The sequence below is a fragment of the Paracoccus sp. TD-10 genome, from assembly GCF_048270675.1.
GTDB classification, from domain to species: domain Bacteria; phylum Pseudomonadota; class Alphaproteobacteria; order Rhodobacterales; family Rhodobacteraceae; genus Paracoccus; species Paracoccus pantotrophus.
The window spans coordinates 15,774-30,280 of the sequence record NZ_CP182421.1 but is presented as its reverse complement, the minus strand read 5'-3'; the positions used below and the strand labels follow the sequence as shown (position 1 = coordinate 30,280).

At 66.6% G+C, this 14,507-nt stretch carries 21 protein-coding genes and 2 pseudogenes; 15 read left to right on the top strand and 8 right to left on the bottom strand.

Translation table 11 applies throughout. From position 1 onward, the window contains the following. Window positions 1-147: 147 nt before the first annotated feature. From ACNKFW_RS22385 to ACNKFW_RS22360, 6 genes are all read right to left on the bottom strand, one after another. Entirely contained in the window at window positions 148-825 is a 678-nt protein-coding gene (locus ACNKFW_RS22385; protein ID WP_418025965.1) for a 5-formyltetrahydrofolate cyclo-ligase, read from the bottom strand. After that, the gene (locus tag ACNKFW_RS22380) at window positions 822-1,763 is read right to left on the bottom strand and encodes an NAD(P)H-dependent flavin oxidoreductase (RefSeq protein WP_418025980.1); all 942 of its coding nucleotides are present in this window, start codon (window positions 1,761-1,763) and stop codon (window positions 822-824) included. The genes ACNKFW_RS22385 and ACNKFW_RS22380 overlap by 4 nt, the downstream gene beginning before the upstream one ends. Before the next feature lie 70 nt (window positions 1,764-1,833). Further along, window positions 1,834-2,250: a DUF488 domain-containing protein gene (locus tag ACNKFW_RS22375; RefSeq protein ID WP_418025963.1), complete on the bottom strand. Its 417-nt coding sequence runs from the start codon at window positions 2,248-2,250 to the stop codon at window positions 1,834-1,836. Beyond that, on the bottom strand, window positions 2,250-2,585 hold the full coding sequence (locus ACNKFW_RS22370; RefSeq protein ID WP_418025961.1) for a carboxymuconolactone decarboxylase family protein: 336 nt from the start codon (window positions 2,583-2,585) through the stop codon (window positions 2,250-2,252). The genes ACNKFW_RS22375 and ACNKFW_RS22370 overlap by 1 nt, the downstream gene beginning before the upstream one ends. Continuing rightward, window positions 2,578-3,063 carry a hemerythrin domain-containing protein gene (locus tag ACNKFW_RS22365; RefSeq protein ID WP_418025959.1) on the bottom strand — a complete coding sequence of 162 codons (486 nt, stop codon included), beginning with the start codon at window positions 3,061-3,063 and terminating at the stop codon, window positions 2,578-2,580. Before ACNKFW_RS22365 ends, ACNKFW_RS22370 begins: the two co-directional genes overlap by 8 nt. A 17-nt stretch (window positions 3,064-3,080) precedes the next feature. Further along, window positions 3,081-3,530 (bottom strand): group III truncated hemoglobin, encoded by a 450-nt coding sequence (locus ACNKFW_RS22360; protein ID WP_418025957.1) that lies wholly within the window; start codon window positions 3,528-3,530, stop codon window positions 3,081-3,083. A 77-nt stretch (window positions 3,531-3,607) separates the two neighbouring features. Between ACNKFW_RS22360 and ACNKFW_RS22355 the strand changes: the two genes are divergently transcribed. From ACNKFW_RS22355 to ACNKFW_RS22290, 14 genes and pseudogenes are all read left to right on the top strand, one after another. After that, complete coding sequence (locus ACNKFW_RS22355) at window positions 3,608-4,039, top strand: Rrf2 family transcriptional regulator (protein WP_168776686.1); 432 nt, start codon at window positions 3,608-3,610, stop codon at window positions 4,037-4,039. Window positions 4,040-4,041: 2 nt separating this feature from the next. After that, window positions 4,042-5,676, top strand: coding sequence for a cytochrome-c oxidase, cbb3-type subunit I (gene ccoN / locus ACNKFW_RS22350; RefSeq protein ID WP_168776687.1), 1,635 nt, complete (start codon window positions 4,042-4,044; stop codon window positions 5,674-5,676). Window positions 5,677-5,680: 4 nt separating this feature from the next. After that, complete coding sequence (ccoO, locus tag ACNKFW_RS22345; protein WP_168776688.1) at window positions 5,681-6,412, top strand: cytochrome-c oxidase, cbb3-type subunit II; 732 nt, start codon at window positions 5,681-5,683, stop codon at window positions 6,410-6,412. Then, window positions 6,409-6,570, top strand: coding sequence for a cbb3-type cytochrome oxidase subunit 3 (locus ACNKFW_RS22340; RefSeq protein WP_168776689.1), 162 nt, complete (start codon window positions 6,409-6,411; stop codon window positions 6,568-6,570). The genes ccoO and ACNKFW_RS22340 overlap by 4 nt, the downstream gene beginning before the upstream one ends. Then, the gene (ccoP, locus tag ACNKFW_RS22335; protein ID WP_168776690.1) at window positions 6,563-7,462 is read left to right on the top strand and encodes a cytochrome-c oxidase, cbb3-type subunit III; all 900 of its coding nucleotides are present in this window, start codon (window positions 6,563-6,565) and stop codon (window positions 7,460-7,462) included. Before ACNKFW_RS22340 ends, ccoP begins: the two co-directional genes overlap by 8 nt. Then, window positions 7,459-7,620 (top strand): hypothetical protein, encoded by a 162-nt coding sequence (locus tag ACNKFW_RS22330; RefSeq protein ID WP_168776691.1) that lies wholly within the window; start codon window positions 7,459-7,461, stop codon window positions 7,618-7,620. The genes ccoP and ACNKFW_RS22330 overlap by 4 nt, the downstream gene beginning before the upstream one ends. Window positions 7,621-7,627: 7 nt before the next feature. Next, on the top strand, window positions 7,628-8,416 hold the full coding sequence (locus ACNKFW_RS22325; protein WP_168776692.1) for a DUF2189 domain-containing protein: 789 nt from the start codon (window positions 7,628-7,630) through the stop codon (window positions 8,414-8,416). Beyond that, complete coding sequence (gene ccoS, locus ACNKFW_RS22320; protein WP_168776693.1) at window positions 8,413-8,619, top strand: cbb3-type cytochrome oxidase assembly protein CcoS; 207 nt, start codon at window positions 8,413-8,415, stop codon at window positions 8,617-8,619. The genes ACNKFW_RS22325 and ccoS overlap by 4 nt, the downstream gene beginning before the upstream one ends. After that, on the top strand, window positions 8,567-8,800 hold the full coding sequence (locus ACNKFW_RS22315; protein WP_168776694.1) for a hexameric tyrosine-coordinated heme protein: 234 nt from the start codon (window positions 8,567-8,569) through the stop codon (window positions 8,798-8,800). Before ccoS ends, ACNKFW_RS22315 begins: the two co-directional genes overlap by 53 nt. Then, window positions 8,797-9,078 (top strand): DUF6522 family protein, encoded by a 282-nt coding sequence (locus tag ACNKFW_RS22310; RefSeq protein ID WP_168776695.1) that lies wholly within the window; start codon window positions 8,797-8,799, stop codon window positions 9,076-9,078. Before ACNKFW_RS22315 ends, ACNKFW_RS22310 begins: the two co-directional genes overlap by 4 nt. A gap of 113 nt (window positions 9,079-9,191) precedes the next feature. After that, on the top strand, window positions 9,192-9,614 hold the full coding sequence (locus ACNKFW_RS22305) for a hypothetical protein (RefSeq protein ID WP_418025953.1): 423 nt from the start codon (window positions 9,192-9,194) through the stop codon (window positions 9,612-9,614). Next, complete coding sequence (locus ACNKFW_RS22300) at window positions 9,614-10,141, top strand: plastocyanin/azurin family copper-binding protein (RefSeq protein WP_418025951.1); 528 nt, start codon at window positions 9,614-9,616, stop codon at window positions 10,139-10,141. The genes ACNKFW_RS22305 and ACNKFW_RS22300 overlap by 1 nt, the downstream gene beginning before the upstream one ends. Continuing rightward, window positions 10,138-10,848, top strand: a complete 711-nt coding sequence (locus ACNKFW_RS22295; RefSeq protein ID WP_418025949.1) for an RNA polymerase sigma factor — start codon at window positions 10,138-10,140, stop codon at window positions 10,846-10,848. Before ACNKFW_RS22300 ends, ACNKFW_RS22295 begins: the two co-directional genes overlap by 4 nt. 110 nt (window positions 10,849-10,958) lie before the next feature. After that, window positions 10,959-11,520 (top strand): annotated as a pseudogene (locus ACNKFW_RS22290) (IS481 family transposase); the annotation flags it as partial. A gap of 277 nt (window positions 11,521-11,797) precedes the next feature. Here ACNKFW_RS22290 and ACNKFW_RS22285 read toward each other — a convergent pair. Both ACNKFW_RS22285 and ACNKFW_RS22280 read right to left on the bottom strand, forming a co-directional pair. After that, a pseudogene (locus ACNKFW_RS22285) lies at window positions 11,798-11,944 on the bottom strand (transposase domain-containing protein); the annotation flags it as partial. Next, window positions 11,938-12,369, bottom strand: a complete 432-nt coding sequence (locus tag ACNKFW_RS22280) for a hypothetical protein (protein WP_353428844.1) — start codon at window positions 12,367-12,369, stop codon at window positions 11,938-11,940. The pseudogene ACNKFW_RS22285 and the gene ACNKFW_RS22280, both read right to left, overlap by 7 nt. A 44-nt stretch (window positions 12,370-12,413) precedes the next feature. On the opposite strand from ACNKFW_RS22280, the gene ACNKFW_RS22275 reads away from it, so the two are divergent. Beyond that, complete coding sequence (locus tag ACNKFW_RS22275) at window positions 12,414-14,486, top strand: recombinase family protein (RefSeq protein ID WP_418025947.1); 2,073 nt, start codon at window positions 12,414-12,416, stop codon at window positions 14,484-14,486. Window positions 14,487-14,507: the final 21 nt, after the last annotated feature.

The following is a 14,507-nucleotide window of genomic DNA, read 5'->3' as shown; positions in this document are numbered from 1 at the left end:
GCGAGGAATGGAGGATTAGTCGCCATCCCAGGCGACATGAAGCGATCGTCAACGGCAGCGATCTGCCGGTGTGACCTATTGCGAGATGCCACCGCAATCTGCCCAGGTGTCGGGAAACCGGTTCCGATCGGGGCACGTCTTCACACCTCACGTCCCGTATGGTGGGACGGCGATGCCTGCCTCGGTCACGACGGCATCCAGCGCGATGTCGTGCGGTTGGGGGTAGATCGTCGCCAGACGGGCCGACTGAAAGCCGATGCCGATGGTGAAGGGGCGCGGCAACAAGGCCGCCAGCGTGCGGTCGAAATAGCCACCGCCATAACCCAAACGAAAACCCTCAGCCGTCCAACCCACCACCGGGGCCAGCGCGATTTCGGGCGGCGGGACGGGAATGTTCCAGTCGCCACGCACCATCCGGGTCTTGCGCGTCCAGCGCCGGAACACGAGCGGCGCGGCCTTCACCTCGACCAGCGGCAGGGCGACCAGGGCACCTTCGGCGTCCAGGGCTGCCAGCAGCGGGCGCAGGTCCGGCTCGCCCTTGATCGGCCAGTAGCCCGAGAACACCCGCCCCCGCATCGTGCCGAACCTTTTTCGCAGCAGGTCGGCCAGGTGGCCGACAATCGCCGCCCCGGCGGCCTGCCGATCGGCCACGGACAGGGCGTCGCGCTCGGCCCGCAGCCGCGTGCGCTCGGCGCGGCGCCAGCGCACGACGTCGCGCGCCTGTTCGGGGTCGACAGCCAGCGGATCGAAATAGGCCGGGTCGACCTCGGCCGCCATGCAGGGCGGCGAGGCATAGCGGCCCGGGGCTTCGGAGTCCGAGGTCATGGCCGCGGGCCGGGCCGGGCAAGGCAATCCCGCGCCTCATCGACGATCTGGCGCAGCCGGTCCGCCGCCGGCACCACGTTGCGGATCGTGCCGACACCCTGCCCGGCGTACAGCGCCATCTCCTCCAGCGCACCAGAGGTGTGCCGCATCGGAGAGTCGGTGCTGTAGCGTAGCAGCGGCTGACCGCTGTCATGGGCAATCACCACGCGCGGCAGCGTGGCGGGATCGTGGCCCATCAGTTGCCCGTCCAGCCCGGCGGTGACGCTGTTGCCCAGCACCCGCACCGCTGCGCCCTTGGGCCAGTTCAACACGAAAACATCGGTGAGCACAGTATCGTCGACGTTGGCGGCCGCCACCCGCGCCTTGTGGTAGTCATGCGCCCAGGATTCCTTGGTTGCCAGAAAGGCCGTGCCACATTGCACACCCTGCGCGCCCAGCATCAGCGCGGCGGCGAGCCCGTGGCCGGTCGTGATGCCGCCGGACACCACGACGGGAATCCGGGAGCCGTCCAGCACCGCCTCGGCCAGGGCGAAGGCGCCGGTGCGGCCATGGACGTGGCCACCGGCCTCGATCCCCTGCGTGATGATGACGTCGGCGCCGGCCGCCTCTGCCTCGCGGGCGGCGGCAAGGGTGCCCACCTGATGCAGCACGAGGCATCCCTCGCGCTTGACTTGCGCGATGACCTCTGGCCGAATATCCCAGAAGAAGGTGAAGGCCCGCACCCCCAGATCAAGGCATCGCGAGATCTGGGCTTGCAACAGCGCCGGATCGGTTGCAGACGGGATCACGTTGACGGCAAAGGGCCGGTCGGTCGCCGCGCGATAGGCGGTGATCTCGGCCTCAATCAGGTCCGGATCTTCACGCACCATCCCCAGCATGGCGTAGCCCCCGGCGCGGGCGACGGCCGCCGCCAGTTCGGCACGGGCGACCCCGCCCATGCCTGCCAAGAGTACGGGTACCTCGCATCCCAGGAGATCACAAAGGGGGGTGCGCAGGGCGGGTCTCTGGTCAGGGCCGGGCATCGGGATCCCCCTTGTTCGCAAGATGTTGTCGCAGGTGGTCACGCAACACGGTGGCGTTGTTGCGCGTCTCGGCGCTTGAGGCGAACAGCAGGGTCAGCACACCATCGACCGCCATGCTGGCCAGATCACGGGCGAGATCGTCCTTCAGGGTCAGGTCATGGCGATAGCGGGCCACAAAGTCCTCCCATTGGTCGGGGTGGGCGTGGTACCAGCGACGCAACTCATCGCTGGGCGCGATCTCGCGGCACCAGGAATGCAGGCGGGCGCGGTCTTTCGACATGCCACGCGGCCAAAGCCGGTCGACGAGTACGCGATTGCCGTCTGACACCCGTGCCGCCCGGTAGATGCGTTTGACCCGAATCCGGTCGGCGGCGGCGCCGGGGATGGGCGGAACCGCAGGCATCAGTCCGCCCCGTCGCCCATGGCTTGCACGGCCTTCAGCGCATGGGCATAGCTGGCCCCTGCCCGCATCTCGGCGGCGACCCAGATCGCCTCCATGATCTGCTCGGGGCTGGCGCCCTCGCTCCGTGCGGCCTTTACATGGCCCTCGATGCACCAGGGGCATTGCGTGACATGGGCAACCGCCACGGCAATCAGCTGCTTGGTGCGCTTGTTCAACGCGCCTTCGGCAAAGATGGCCTTGGAAAAGGCGCGGAAGGCATCTTCGGCCCCGGGCGCCAAGTTACGGCGGCGTTCCACCATCTCGCGCGTGGCGCGTGGCAGCGACGGATCAGACATGGGCGGCCTCTGTCTCGAAAGGTGGGAACAGCACGTCGTTCTCCAGCCGGATATGCTCTTCCAGATCAGAGATAAATTCGCCGAGGCCAACATAGAGCGCGGTCCAGCTGCGGCAGGCCCCCTCGGGCAGGCCAAGATCGCCAGTCAAGCGGCGGATCTCGGCCACGTCCTGGGCGTGGTCGTCATGGTCGGCACGCATCACCGCAATCGGCGTGCCGATCGCTGGGCCGCCGCCCTTGCGGATAGCCGGGAACAGGATCAGTTCTTCCTTCTTCATGTGGACCTCAAGCGCGCCGATCATCCGCTGCAAGAGGTCGGCCAGACCCTCGGGCACATGGTCGTCGCCGAAATGCACCGTCTCGACCTTTTCGGCCAGAGCGGCCAATGCGGGCAACTGCTCGCGGTGGCGGGCGTGGAACCGGGACTCGATGTGACGGGTCAGCGCGGCGGGATCGTCAGTGTGCAGGCCTTGGGTCATGAAGGGACTCCTTCCTTTCAGCGAAGCGACGGCGTCATCCCGGCGCCGCGGGCGGTATCTTCCACCGCCATGTGCAGCGATCGCGCTATGCGTTCCGCGCGTTCGATCACATGCGCCGCCCCGGCGGGCGGACAAACCTCGGTCGCGGTCTGGCGGAACAGGTCCAGCCAGCGGTCGAAATGCGCCCAGTTTACCGGCAGCGTGGCATGGGCCGGCATCGGCGCGCCGTGGTAGCGCCCGGTCATCAGCGCGACCGAGGACCAGAAGGTCACCATACGCTCAAGATGCGGGCCCCAGTCGGTGATGCGCGCTGCGAAGACCGGCCCCAACACCTCATCGGCCCGGACCCGGTCGTAGAAGCGATGGACCAGAGTGCGCAGGATCGCCTCATCGAGGCCGGTCTCTTCCATCAGCGCGGCGGTGATCGCCGGTCGGGCCGACGCGACGGGCGGCGGGTTGAAGGTCATGTCCGGAACTCCGGTTTGGCTTGCAATCCTGTCTAGGCCTGTTAATTGGTATTGTAAATACTGATTCAGGATCGATCATGCGCCTTACCTCGTTCACAGATTACGGATTGCGGATGCTGATGCGTATGGCGGGGGCGCCGGACCGGGGATTCTCGACCGCTGAGCTGGCGGAGGACTTTGGGTTGTCGCGGCACCACCTGACGAAGATCATCCAGAAACTTGCCCAAGCCGGCTATGTCACAACCCGGCGCGGTGGCGGCGGCGGGGCGATGCTGGCCCGCCCTGCTGGCGAGATCCGGCTGGGTTCCATCATCCGCTTGCTCGAGGAAGGGCAGCCGCTTGTCGAATGCTTCGCGGCCGGTGGCGGAGATTGCACCATCGACGGCCGCTGCCGCCTGAAGGCGCGGTTGCGCGCGGCCGAGGCGGCTTTCCTGGCCGATCTCGACCGCTCGACGCTGGCAGACATTGCACTGCGCCCAGACCTGCGGCTGGAAGAGGAGTTTGTCTGACCATGCAGGCCTCGCTCACCACGGTGGAACGGCGGATCGGCATTGGCCTTGCCGTCCTGCTGGCGTTGGGGGGGCTGACGATTGCTGCGGCGGCGCGGCACGGGGTGATGGCGGTCCATGGAGCCATGGCGCTGGCGCTTGGGCTGGGCCTGGTATTCCGGCTGGGCGGGGCGCTTTACGATGTGGCACCTGCTGGCCTTGACCGGGCCAGCCGCTACGACGATGGCCCAACCCGTTTCGGCATCTGGATGACGCTGACCTGGGCGATGATCGGCATGGTCGCGGGCGTCTGGGTCGCGGCATTGCTCTATTGGCCAGAGGCGACACCGCCCTGGCCTGCGACCAGCTTCGGCCGCCTGCGCCCGGTCCACACCACCGGCATCATCTTCGGCTTCGGCGGCAATGCGCTGATCGCGACCTCGTTCTGGGTGGTGCAACGCACCTCGCGCGCCCGGCTGGCCGATGCGGTCAGCCCCTGGGTCATCCTGATCGGCTATAACCTGTTCTGTGCCTGGGCGGTCACCGGCTATCTGATGGGCGCGACCCAGTCCAAGGAATATGCCGAGGCGGAATGGTATGCCGACCTGTGGCTGGTCGTGGTCTGGGTGATCTACTTCGCGCTTTACCTCCGCACCCTCGCCCGCCGGGCCGAGCCGCATATCTACGTCGCCAACTGGTATTACATGGCCTTCATCCTGGTCGTGGCGATGCTGCACATCGTCAACAACATCGCCCTGCCGGTCAGCTGGGCCGGGGCGAAAAGCTATACCGTCTGGTCGGGCGTGCAGGATGCGATGATCCAGTGGTGGTACGGCCACAACGCGGTGGCCTTCTTCCTGACGGCGGGCTTCCTGGGGATGCTGTATTACTTCCTGCCCGTCCGGTCGGGCCGGCCGATCTGGTCCTACCGCCTGTCGATCCTGTCCTTCTGGGGGATCGTGTTCTTCTACATCTGGGTCGGCTCGCACCACCTGCACTACACCGCCCTGCCCTACTGGGTGCAGACGCTGGGGATGACCTTCTCGGTCATGCTGCTGGTGCCCAGCTGGGCCTCGGCCGGCAATGCCATCGCCACGCTGAACGGTGCCTGGGCCAAGGTGCGCGACGACGCCACGCTGCGCTTCATGTTCGTGGCCGCCGTGTTCTACGGCCTGTCCACGTTCGAAGGCTCGTTCCTCGCGATCCGCCCGGTGAACTCGCTTTCGCATTACACCGACTGGACCGTGGGGCACGTCCATTCCGGCACGCTGGGCTGGGTCGCCATGATCATCTTCGGCGCGATCTACACCCTGGTGCCGCAACTGGCCGGGCGCGAGGCGATGGCCTGGCCCCGCGCGATAGAGTGGCACTTCTGGCTCGCCGTGCTGGGAACCCTCGTCTACGTCGTGGCGATGTGGAACGCGGGCATCACGCAGGGGCTGATGTGGCGGGCCTATGACGCGAACGGGGCGCTGTCCTACAGCTTCCTGCAGTCGGTCCAGGCGATGGCGCCCTATTACCTTCTGCGCGCCATCGGCGGGGCGATGTTCCTGACCGGGGCCGTGCTTTGCACCCTGAACTGCCGCGCCACCCTGCGCCAGACCCGCGCCCGCGACCTGGCCCATGACCGCCCGCTGGCGGCCCAACCGGCGGAGTAGCCCGATGGTCCTGCGCCTGCATTACAACCTGGAAAAGCTGTCGATGGGCCTGGTCGGCGCGATAATCGTCGCCGCGTCCATCGGCGGACTGGTCGAAATCGCTCCGCTTTTCACCATCGACGAGACGGTGGAGATCCCCGCCGACCTGCGCCCCCTGACGCCCCTCGAACTTGCGGGGCGCGAGATCTACATGCGCGAGGGCTGCTATGCCTGCCACAGCCAGATGATCCGCAGCCTGGCCGACGAGATCGACCGCTATGGCCCCTATTCGCTCGCTTCGGAAAGCGCCTATGACCACCCGATGCTCTGGGGGTCCAAGCGGACCGGCCCGGACCTGGCGCGGGTTGGGGGGAAATACTCCGACGCCTGGCAGGTCGCGCATCTGACCGACCCGCGGGCGGTGGTCCCTGCCTCGATCATGCCGGCATACCCGTGGCTGATGCAGCCCCTGGACACCTCGGGGTTGGCCGGCGCGCTGGCGGTGCTGGCCCGGCTGGGCGTGCCCTATGACGCCGCGATGATCCAGGGGGCCGAGGCCGACGCGCTGGCGCAAAGCCGCCCCGACAGCGCCGAGGCCGAGGCTTTCCGCACCCGCCACGGCGACCGCCCGGCCCTGCGCGCCTTTGACGGCGACCCCGCCCGGCTGACCGAGATGGACGCCGTCGTCGCCTATCTGCAATCGCTGGGCACCCAGACCGCCGCCGCCCATCTGGCCCAGGAAGGCACCGCGCCATGAGCCACGATACCCTTGTCCTGCTTGCCAAGACCTTCGGCCCGATCTGGATGCTTGGCTTCCTGCTGATCGTCGCGATCCGGGCCTATGCCCCCTCGCGCAAGGCGGCGCATGACCGCGCCGCCCGGTCGATCCTGCCGCAGGAGCAGTCGGATGGCTGACACCACGGACCCCCACGCCCTGCCCGGTGCCGACCCCCACACCGGCAACCGCCGCATCGACCCCGTCACCGGCTACGACACCACCGGCCACGACTGGGGCGGTATTCAAGAGCTGAACACCCCCTTCCCCAGGCTCGCCGCCATCGCGCTGCTGCTGACCTTCCTCTACTCGGTCGTCGCCTGGGTCCTGCTGCCCGCCTGGCCTACGGGCCGGGATTACACGCGCGGCCTTCTGGGGCTGGACCAGGGCCGCATGGCCCGCGACGGCTATCAGGCGGTGGACGCGGTGCGGCAGGGCTGGCTGTCCCGCTTCGCCCAGCCGGACTTTGCCGCCCTGGCCGCGGACGACCTGCTGATGGCCCAGGCCATGCCCGCCGCCGCCCGGCTTTTCGCCGACAATTGCGCCGCCTGCCACGGCACCTCGGGCAAGGGCGGTCCCGGCTTTCCGGCGCTGAACGACGCCGACTGGCTTTGGGGCGGCGACCCCGAAACCCTGGCCGAGACGATCACCCTTGGCATCAACGCCACCGACGACAGCCGGCTGGCCGAGATGCCCGTCTTCGACTGGCTCGCCCCCGCCGACCGCCAGGCGCTGGCCGCCTATGTCTCTGCCCTGCCCTCGGGCACGGCCCCCGGCGACAGCCCTGGCGCCGCCCTCTTTGCCGAGAACTGCGCCGCCTGCCACGGCGACGGCGGCACCGGCGGGCTTCTGGCCGGGGCGCCCTCGCTGACCGACCGATCCGCGATCTACGGCCAGGACGAGGCCACCATCCTGACCACCCTGCGCCACGGCCGCCGCGGCGTCATGCCGGCCTGGAGCCAGCGCCTTTCCCCGGCCCAGATCAACCTTCTCGCCCTCTACGTCTCTACCCTGCCACAGGCCAAGCCATGAGCCCCGCCCGTCAGCGCCACCTTGCCCTTGCCGGCGCCGCCGCCGTGGTCGCGGCCTTCGTCGCGGCGAATGTCCACCTGGTGGTCACCGCCATCGCCTCGCAGCCCGCCTGCACCGCCCTGCCCGACGGCCCCGCCCCCGCCCGGCACAGTTGCTGAGGTCCCGATGCTTGAACCCCTTCCCACCATTCAGAAACGCGCCCCGGTCGAAAGCCCCCACGCCCGCCACCTGCCCGCCCGAGTGGCGCTGGACTGGCTGGCCGAGGGCTGGCGCGACCTTGCGCGCGCGCCCGGGTCAAGCCTCGCCTACGGGGCTGCAGTCGTGGCGCTGTCCTGGGCAGTGATCTGGGCGCTGGCGACCTGGGGGCTTCTGTACCTGGCCCTGCCCGCGCTGTCCGGCTTCCTGATCGTCGGCCCGTTCCTCGCCGTCGGCCTTTACGAGATAAGCCGCCGCCTTGCCCAGGGCGAGCCGCCGACCACCCTGCGCCTGCCACCCGGCGCGGTGGGGCAGATCGCGATGGCTGGCCTTCTCCTTGGCCTCCTCGTCCTCTTTTGGCTCAGGGCGGCCGACCTCCTCTATGCCCTGTTCTTCGGGCTTCAACCCTTCCCCGGCGCGTCCGAGGCGTTCCAGAACGCCTTCACCACGCCACGGGGATGGGCGCTGATCGCGACAGGCCTGCTGGTGGGCGGGCTGTTCGCAGCCCTCGCCTTCGCGATCAGCGTCTTCTCCTTCCCCATGCTGGTCTCGTCCCGCCGCGATGCACTGACCGCGATGGGCCGCAGCTTCGCGCTGACCGCGCAGAACCTTCGCCCGATGCTGGCCTGGGGCGCCATCGTGACCGCAGGCACCGCCCTGTCGATCCTGACCGGCCTTACCGCGCTGCTTCTGGTCTTTCCCCTTCTCGGCCACGGCACCTGGCACGCCTGGCGCGCCATCGACCGCGAGGCCCTATGACCATCGGCTTCCTGATCCCGCTGTCGATCGGCATGGGCCTTGCCGGGCTGGTCGCCTTCTTCTGGGCGCTACGCAACGGACAGTTCAGCGACCCCGAAGGTGACGCCTGCCGCATCCTGATCCCGCAACCCCCAGCGAAAGGAGATACCCATGTCCGACTGGCTTCCCAGCCTTATCACGAAGACCCCGACCGAGGGCTATGATCTTGCGGTGAAACTGGCCCGGGTGGCGATCAAGCTGACCCAGCCCGATGCCGCAGTGCGCGACCGTCTGCGCCCAGAATATGCCGATGATGTCGCGGCGCTGATCGCAGTCAGCCAGGTGGTCGCGACGCATTTCGCCACCGTCGCCGCCGCGAACGACTACTGGCGCGATGCCACATGACTGGGGTGACCGTTACAGCGCAGGGGTTCGAGGTCGATGCGGTCACGATCGCCAACGCTTTCGGACTCGACCCCGCGCAGTTGCAGGAAAGGATGCGCGCCGGAGAGGTGACGAGCCTGTGCGAAAAGGGCGTTGATGCTGACGCAGGCCGGTTTCGGCTAACCTTTCGTCATTCCGGGCGGGTCTTGCGTTTAACGGTCGACGAAGGCGGGGCCATCCTCAAGCAAAGCACCTTTGACGCCAAAGGCACACGACCGGCCTCAAATTCTCACGGCTGAGAACGCACGAAGGGCCGCGAAAAAGATCTTCGGAACCCGGGAACGATTGGGACGCTGTCGCATCCAATAGTCGAGACCGCACGAAAGGGTCTCGATCAACCACGGAGACGACCATGTTCCTCAACCTGTCTGCCGCAACCCTTGGAATCGCCCTGATGCTCGCGGTCCCCGGCCTTGCCCATGCCGAAAGTGTCCCAGAGGACGCGCCGCCGCCTGCACCCTATGCCAAGGTCAGCGAACTTGTGCCGTTGCCTGACTTCCTGCCCGGACTCGGCACGCTTTTCGTCGATCCCGCGACCCTGCCGGCAGGGCCCTTTCTTGGCTATGATCGGGACGGAAAACTGGCCGCCACGATATTCATGACCCCGATCGAGGATTTGCAGGGCGGCACGTCCTACAACGATCTGGCCGTCGGGTCGAATGAGGTTTCATCCGTCGACATCTATTACAACGCCGGGCATCCCGGTGTGGAAAAGCCGCACGCGCATGTCGTGCTGTTCCACGGCGCGGATGCCAAGGCGAGGCTGGCAGAGTGATGCCGAACCGTCGGCAGGTGCTGGCGGTTGGTGGGGGCGGCGTCGTCGCTCTCATCGGGCCAGCCTTCGTGCTTGCGGGTCCGCTGGAAGAGATCAGGATGCAGGGCACGTCACGGGGCGAGCATGTCTGGTTCGCCCCGGTCGGGCTTGCGGTTGCCGCTGGCACGACGCTGCGCTTTGTAAACCTCGATCCCGGTAACAGCCACACCTCAACCTGCTATCACCCCACCCTGTTTGACCGGCCGCAACGCATTCCAACGGGGGCGGCGCCCTGGGATAGCGACTTCCTGCTGCCCGGCGACAGTTTTGAGGTCCTGCTGACCGTTCCCGGCGTTTATGACTTCTATTGCCTCCCGCATGAACACGCAGGGATGGTCGGCCGGATCGTTGTCGGAAGGCCGGGTGACGAAGGTTGGCAAGGGGCGGCAACCGAGGCGAGCGATCTGCCCGCCGTTGCACTCGACGGATTTCCGTCCGTCGAGGCCATTCTGCAGACCGGGCGAGTGATGCCTCCGGGTCGGCCATGACGCTCGCTCCACGTCCGCCCCCGGCCTATAGCCTGCGCGAAGTGGAGGAAGCGACGCTGGTATTGGCGGCGCGGGCGCAGGACGAGGCGGCGGTGCGCGAGCTTGTCCGCCGCCTCAATCCTCGGCTTTTCCGGGTCGCGCGCGGGATCCTCGATACGAATGCCGAGGCCGAAGATGCGGTGCAAGACGCCTATCTTGCGGCCTTCACCCGGCTGGATCAGTTTCGCGGCGAGTCGCGCTTTTCAACATGGCTCATTCGCATCACCATCAACGCTGCGCGAATGCGCGCCCGTGCTGCCCGGCCCCAAGAGGAGTATGATACTGTGCTTGAACGGGATGCGACCGACAGCGCCGTCGTGGTCTTTCCCGGCAACGGCTTTGAAGGCAGCGAAGAGGCGCTTGGCCGGTCGCAAATTTCCACCTTGCTGGAGGCTGCGGTTGCCGGCCTGCCGACTGAACTGAGACTGGTCTTTCTGCTTCACGAGGTAGAGGGACTGGGCCTGCTGGCCATCGCGCGGACCTTGTTACTGAACCCGATCACGGTCAGGACACGGCTTTACCGCGCACGCAAGCGCCTGCGCGCTGAGCTTGAAGCCCGTCTGATGGGCGGTTTCGAATCGATCTTTCCCTTCGACGGCGCGCGCTGCACCCGTGTGGCCGATCGCGTGATCGCAAACCTAATCCGCAGGAAGTTCTTTGCAAAGTGACCTTCGCAAAGTCCGCTTGGGAGAAATTGAGGACGGCTACCCTCTCCGGCTAAGTTCTTGATCCCACGGTTTCATGGTGCAATCCTTTCCCGGGAATGGGAGGAAGCAGTATGGGACAAGTTCGTCACGGCAGCGACACGACCACGCACCCTGTCAGAGCAGCAATACGGCGATCGTAACCTTCGCTCTCGTAGCTGAGCCGGGAGCTGGGATTAATCCGAAGACTGTTGCGAAGTGGCGGAAGCGGGCCACGGCTGAGGACATGAAGATCGGTCCGACGGAGCCGCGTTTGACGGTTCGGTCCGAGGCTGAGGAGGCAATTGTCGTCGCCTTCCGGCGGCACACCCTGTTGCAGCTGGACGACTGCCTTTATGCCCTGCAGCCCTCGATCCCCCACCTGACAGGTCGGCGCTGCACCGCTGTCTGCAGCGTCACGGTATCTCGCGCCTGCCGGATATCGAAGGCGACAAGCCGAAGCGCCAGAAGTTCAAACGCTACCCCATCGGCTTCTTCGAGTTCAACATCGCCGAGGTGCAGACCGCCAAGGGCAAGCTGTATCTGTTCGTTGGCATTGACCGCACAGCCAAGTTCGCCGTCGCTCAACTCATTGCAACTGCTGACAGAAAGACGGCTTCCGAGTTCCTTCAGCACATGCTCAAGGCCGTGCCATGCTAGGTGCACACAATTTTGACTGATAAGGGGATCCAGTTCGCAGATGTCGCGTGAGACCGTTCAACTACCGTAAGCGCGACGCTGATCCCCTCCTGCCGCTTCTGATCTGACCGGGCCATTCTCTGTGCGCATGAGTGTCGGAGGTGTTGGCTTGGAACGAGACGGCAAAGTTGGCGTCCATTTGGACGGCTCCTTGGGCGGCGGGGTTTCGCGGCTGGAGGTGATCGAGGGGCCGACCGGGCGCCGGCGGCGCACGAAGTCGGAGCGGGCGCGGATCGCGGCGGAGGGTATCGGCGAGGTAGTCGACGGGGTTCACGCCGGACAGCTTGCAGGTGGCAACCAGCGAGGCGAGCATGGCCCAGTTCTCGGCGCCGATTTCGTTCCCGGCGAAGAGGGCGTTCTTCCGGGTCAGCGCCATCACCCGTTCATTCTGCCCATGTCGGGCAATTTGTTGAGGTGCATTACCGGTGGCACGCGCTTTTCGGCCGACAGTTTCGGGTCGAGCGTGTCGACCGACGCAAGTCCGGTCAGTTCTTCCATATCGAGGTGCTGCCTGGGATATTTACGGTCGTGGCCGCATGGATGCTCGATCCGGTAGCCTGCGCGGGCATGAACCTCGGCACACCGCGCGTATCGCTCGCGGCCCTGTCGGATCTCGATGACCTTCTGACTCGGCGCGGTCTTCGGCGAAGCTCTTCCGGTGATGTCATCGCCGGAAAGGAACAGACCGATGCAAGACCTGCCCACCGGGCCGTCGAGCCCCAGGCAACTGCAGATGCAGTTCGACTCGGAGCGGTTGCGCGGAATGAGCCCACGGGAGCGCCAGCAGGTATTGACGCGCCTGGCCATTCTGCTGGCCGAAGCGGCGGGAACGAGCAAGTTGGAGCAAGACGATGATGGACGGTGATCTCCTTCCACCGGCCATCCTGCAGCGCAAGGCGGTGGTCTATGTGCGCCAATCGACCCCGGCCCAGGTGGAGCTCAACACCGAGAGCCGGCGACGGCAATATGAACTGGTCGAGGTCGCGCGTCGTCGTGGTTTCAGGACCGTGGATGTGATCGACGACGATCTCGGCCGCTCCGCCAGCGGCATGGTGGCCCGGCCCGGCTTCGAGAAGCTTGTCGCCGCCTTGTGCGCCGGGGAAGTCGGCGCCGTGCTCTGCTTTGACGCTTCGCGGCTGGCGCGCAACGGCAGGGACTGGCACCACCTGCTCGAACTGTGCGGGCTTGTCGAGGCGCGTGTCATCGACCTCGATGGCATCTACGATCCCTGCCTGCCGAACGACCGCCTGCTGCTCGGCATGAAGGGCAGCATCAGCGAGTTCGAGCTCGGGGTGATCCGGGCGCGCATGCTTGACGCCGCCCGGGCGAAGGCGCGCCGTGGCGAACTTCGGATCAGCGTGCCGATCGGCTATATCTGGCATCGCGAGGTCGGCCTCGGTCTCGATCCTGACTTCCGGCTCCAGCAGGTAATCCGGCTGATCTTCGAGCGGTTTCGCCAGCTCGGCAGCGCACGGCAGACGCATCTGTCGCTGGCGGCGGAGGGGGTGTTCTTTCCACGCCCCTCGGACGGCAAACGCCTGACCTCCTTCGACTGGACAGCGATCCGCTACCGCAATGTCATCGGGCTGCTGAAGAATCCCTTCTACGCAGGGGCCTATGTCTATGGAAAGAGTGAGAAGCGCATCGAACTGGTCGACGGCCGCGCCCGTAAGTCCTACGGCCATGGCAAGCCGCCGGAGGCGTGGGACGTGCTGATCCGCGATCATCATGCCGCCTATATCGACTGGGCGGAATACGAGCGGAACCAGATGCTGCTCGCAGCCAATGCCTATGGACGGGCGGGCGGGCAGAAGTCCGGGCGTGGCGGCCGTGCCCTTCTCGCGGGCATGCTGACCTGCGGGCGCTGTGGCCGCGGCCTGGCGGTCGCCTATGCCGGCGCCCCGCCGGGGCGTCCGACCTATCGCTGCGACCGGCCCAATCTCATGCTCGGCCTACCGCGCTGCCTCAGCTTCGGCGGATCCCGTGTGGACGCCGCGATCGCATCGGAGATACTGCGCGTGGTCGAGCCGATGGCGATCGAGGCCGCGCTGGAGGCGGAGCGAATGCACAGGGAAGGAGAGGCCGAGCGCCGGCGCGTAGCCGAACTCGACCTGCAGCAGTCAGAATACGATGCTTCGCTGGCGGAACGGCGCTATGCCGCCTGCGACCCGGAGAACCGGCTTATCGCAGCCCAGCTCGAGAAGCATTGGGAAGCTGCGTTGCGGCGCGTCGAGGCTTGCCGGGCGCGCCTTGCCGCAACGGATACCTTGGACCCGACCGCGCCGATGCCCGACTTCGAGGGCTTGGCGGCGGACCTCTCCGCAGCCTGGTCGGCGCAGGGCGTCACGACCCGAAGCCGCCAGCAACTGATCCGGGCGCTGATCCCGGACATCATCGCCGATGTCGATGACGCGACACGGGAGGTCGTGCTGACGATCCACTGGCAAGGCGGTCAGCATTCGCAATTGCGGGTGCGCAAGCCACGGACGGGGGAGCACGGTTGCCAGACGCCTGAGCAGGCCCTTGTCGTGATGGAAAGCATGGCAACGCGCTTTTCCGACGCCGATATCGCGGCAACCTTGAACCGGATGGGCGTGCGGACCGGCCAGGACAAGACATGGACGGCGCACCGGGTGGCCTCCATCCGCAGGGTCCGCGGGATCCACGCCTTTCGCTCGGCCGAGAAGGACGGAGCATGGCTCACAATGCGCGAGGCCGCGGCAAAACTCGGGGTGACCAGCCATGTCGTGCGGCGGATGATCCAGGACGGGATCCTGCCTGCCGAGCAGGTCGTTCCGGGCGCGCCATGGCAAATCCGGGCCGATGATCTTGAGAATGATGACGTCATCAAGGCCCTCCGGCAGAAAGGGCGCCCGCGTCACACCGTTAGCCGAGACCAACTTCAAATGTTTCCAGATACTTGAAGAAGAGGGGCACAATGACTC

Coding starts and splice junctions, on each gene's coding strand:
- ccoP (WP_168776690.1), top strand. CDS start 6,563: ATGGCTGACACCACGGACCCCCACGCCCTGCCCGGTGCCGACCCCCAC.
- ACNKFW_RS22310 (WP_168776695.1), top strand. CDS start 8,797: ATGACTGGGGTGACCGTTACAGCGCAGGGGTTCGAGGTCGATGCGGTC.
- ACNKFW_RS22385 (WP_418025965.1), bottom strand. CDS start 825: ATGACCTCGGACTCCGAAGCCCCGGGCCGCTATGCCTCGCCGCCCTGC.
- ACNKFW_RS22305 (WP_418025953.1), top strand. CDS start 9,192: ATGTTCCTCAACCTGTCTGCCGCAACCCTTGGAATCGCCCTGATGCTC.
- ACNKFW_RS22365 (WP_418025959.1), bottom strand. CDS start 3,063: ATGACCCAAGGCCTGCACACTGACGATCCCGCCGCGCTGACCCGTCAC.
- ccoN (WP_168776687.1), top strand. CDS start 4,042: ATGCAGGCCTCGCTCACCACGGTGGAACGGCGGATCGGCATTGGCCTT.
- ACNKFW_RS22330 (WP_168776691.1), top strand. CDS start 7,459: ATGAGCCCCGCCCGTCAGCGCCACCTTGCCCTTGCCGGCGCCGCCGCC.
- ACNKFW_RS22340 (WP_168776689.1), top strand. CDS start 6,409: ATGAGCCACGATACCCTTGTCCTGCTTGCCAAGACCTTCGGCCCGATC.
- ACNKFW_RS22295 (WP_418025949.1), top strand. CDS start 10,138: ATGACGCTCGCTCCACGTCCGCCCCCGGCCTATAGCCTGCGCGAAGTG.
- ACNKFW_RS22360 (WP_418025957.1), bottom strand. CDS start 3,530: ATGACCTTCAACCCGCCGCCCGTCGCGTCGGCCCGACCGGCGATCACC.
- ACNKFW_RS22325 (WP_168776692.1), top strand. CDS start 7,628: ATGCTTGAACCCCTTCCCACCATTCAGAAACGCGCCCCGGTCGAAAGC.
- ACNKFW_RS22355 (WP_168776686.1), top strand. CDS start 3,608: ATGCGCCTTACCTCGTTCACAGATTACGGATTGCGGATGCTGATGCGT.
- ccoS (WP_168776693.1), top strand. CDS start 8,413: ATGACCATCGGCTTCCTGATCCCGCTGTCGATCGGCATGGGCCTTGCC.
- ccoO (WP_168776688.1), top strand. CDS start 5,681: ATGGTCCTGCGCCTGCATTACAACCTGGAAAAGCTGTCGATGGGCCTG.
- ACNKFW_RS22300 (WP_418025951.1), top strand. CDS start 9,614: ATGCCGAACCGTCGGCAGGTGCTGGCGGTTGGTGGGGGCGGCGTCGTC.
- ACNKFW_RS22280 (WP_353428844.1), bottom strand. CDS start 12,369: ATGGCCAGGCGCGTCAATACCTGCTGGCGCTCCCGTGGGCTCATTCCG.
- ACNKFW_RS22375 (WP_418025963.1), bottom strand. CDS start 2,250: ATGCCTGCGGTTCCGCCCATCCCCGGCGCCGCCGCCGACCGGATTCGG.
- ACNKFW_RS22315 (WP_168776694.1), top strand. CDS start 8,567: ATGTCCGACTGGCTTCCCAGCCTTATCACGAAGACCCCGACCGAGGGC.
- ACNKFW_RS22370 (WP_418025961.1), bottom strand. CDS start 2,585: ATGTCTGATCCGTCGCTGCCACGCGCCACGCGCGAGATGGTGGAACGC.
- ACNKFW_RS22380 (WP_418025980.1), bottom strand. CDS start 1,763: ATGGGCGGGGTCGCCCGTGCCGAACTGGCGGCGGCCGTCGCCCGCGCC.
- ACNKFW_RS22275 (WP_418025947.1), top strand. CDS start 12,414: ATGATGGACGGTGATCTCCTTCCACCGGCCATCCTGCAGCGCAAGGCG.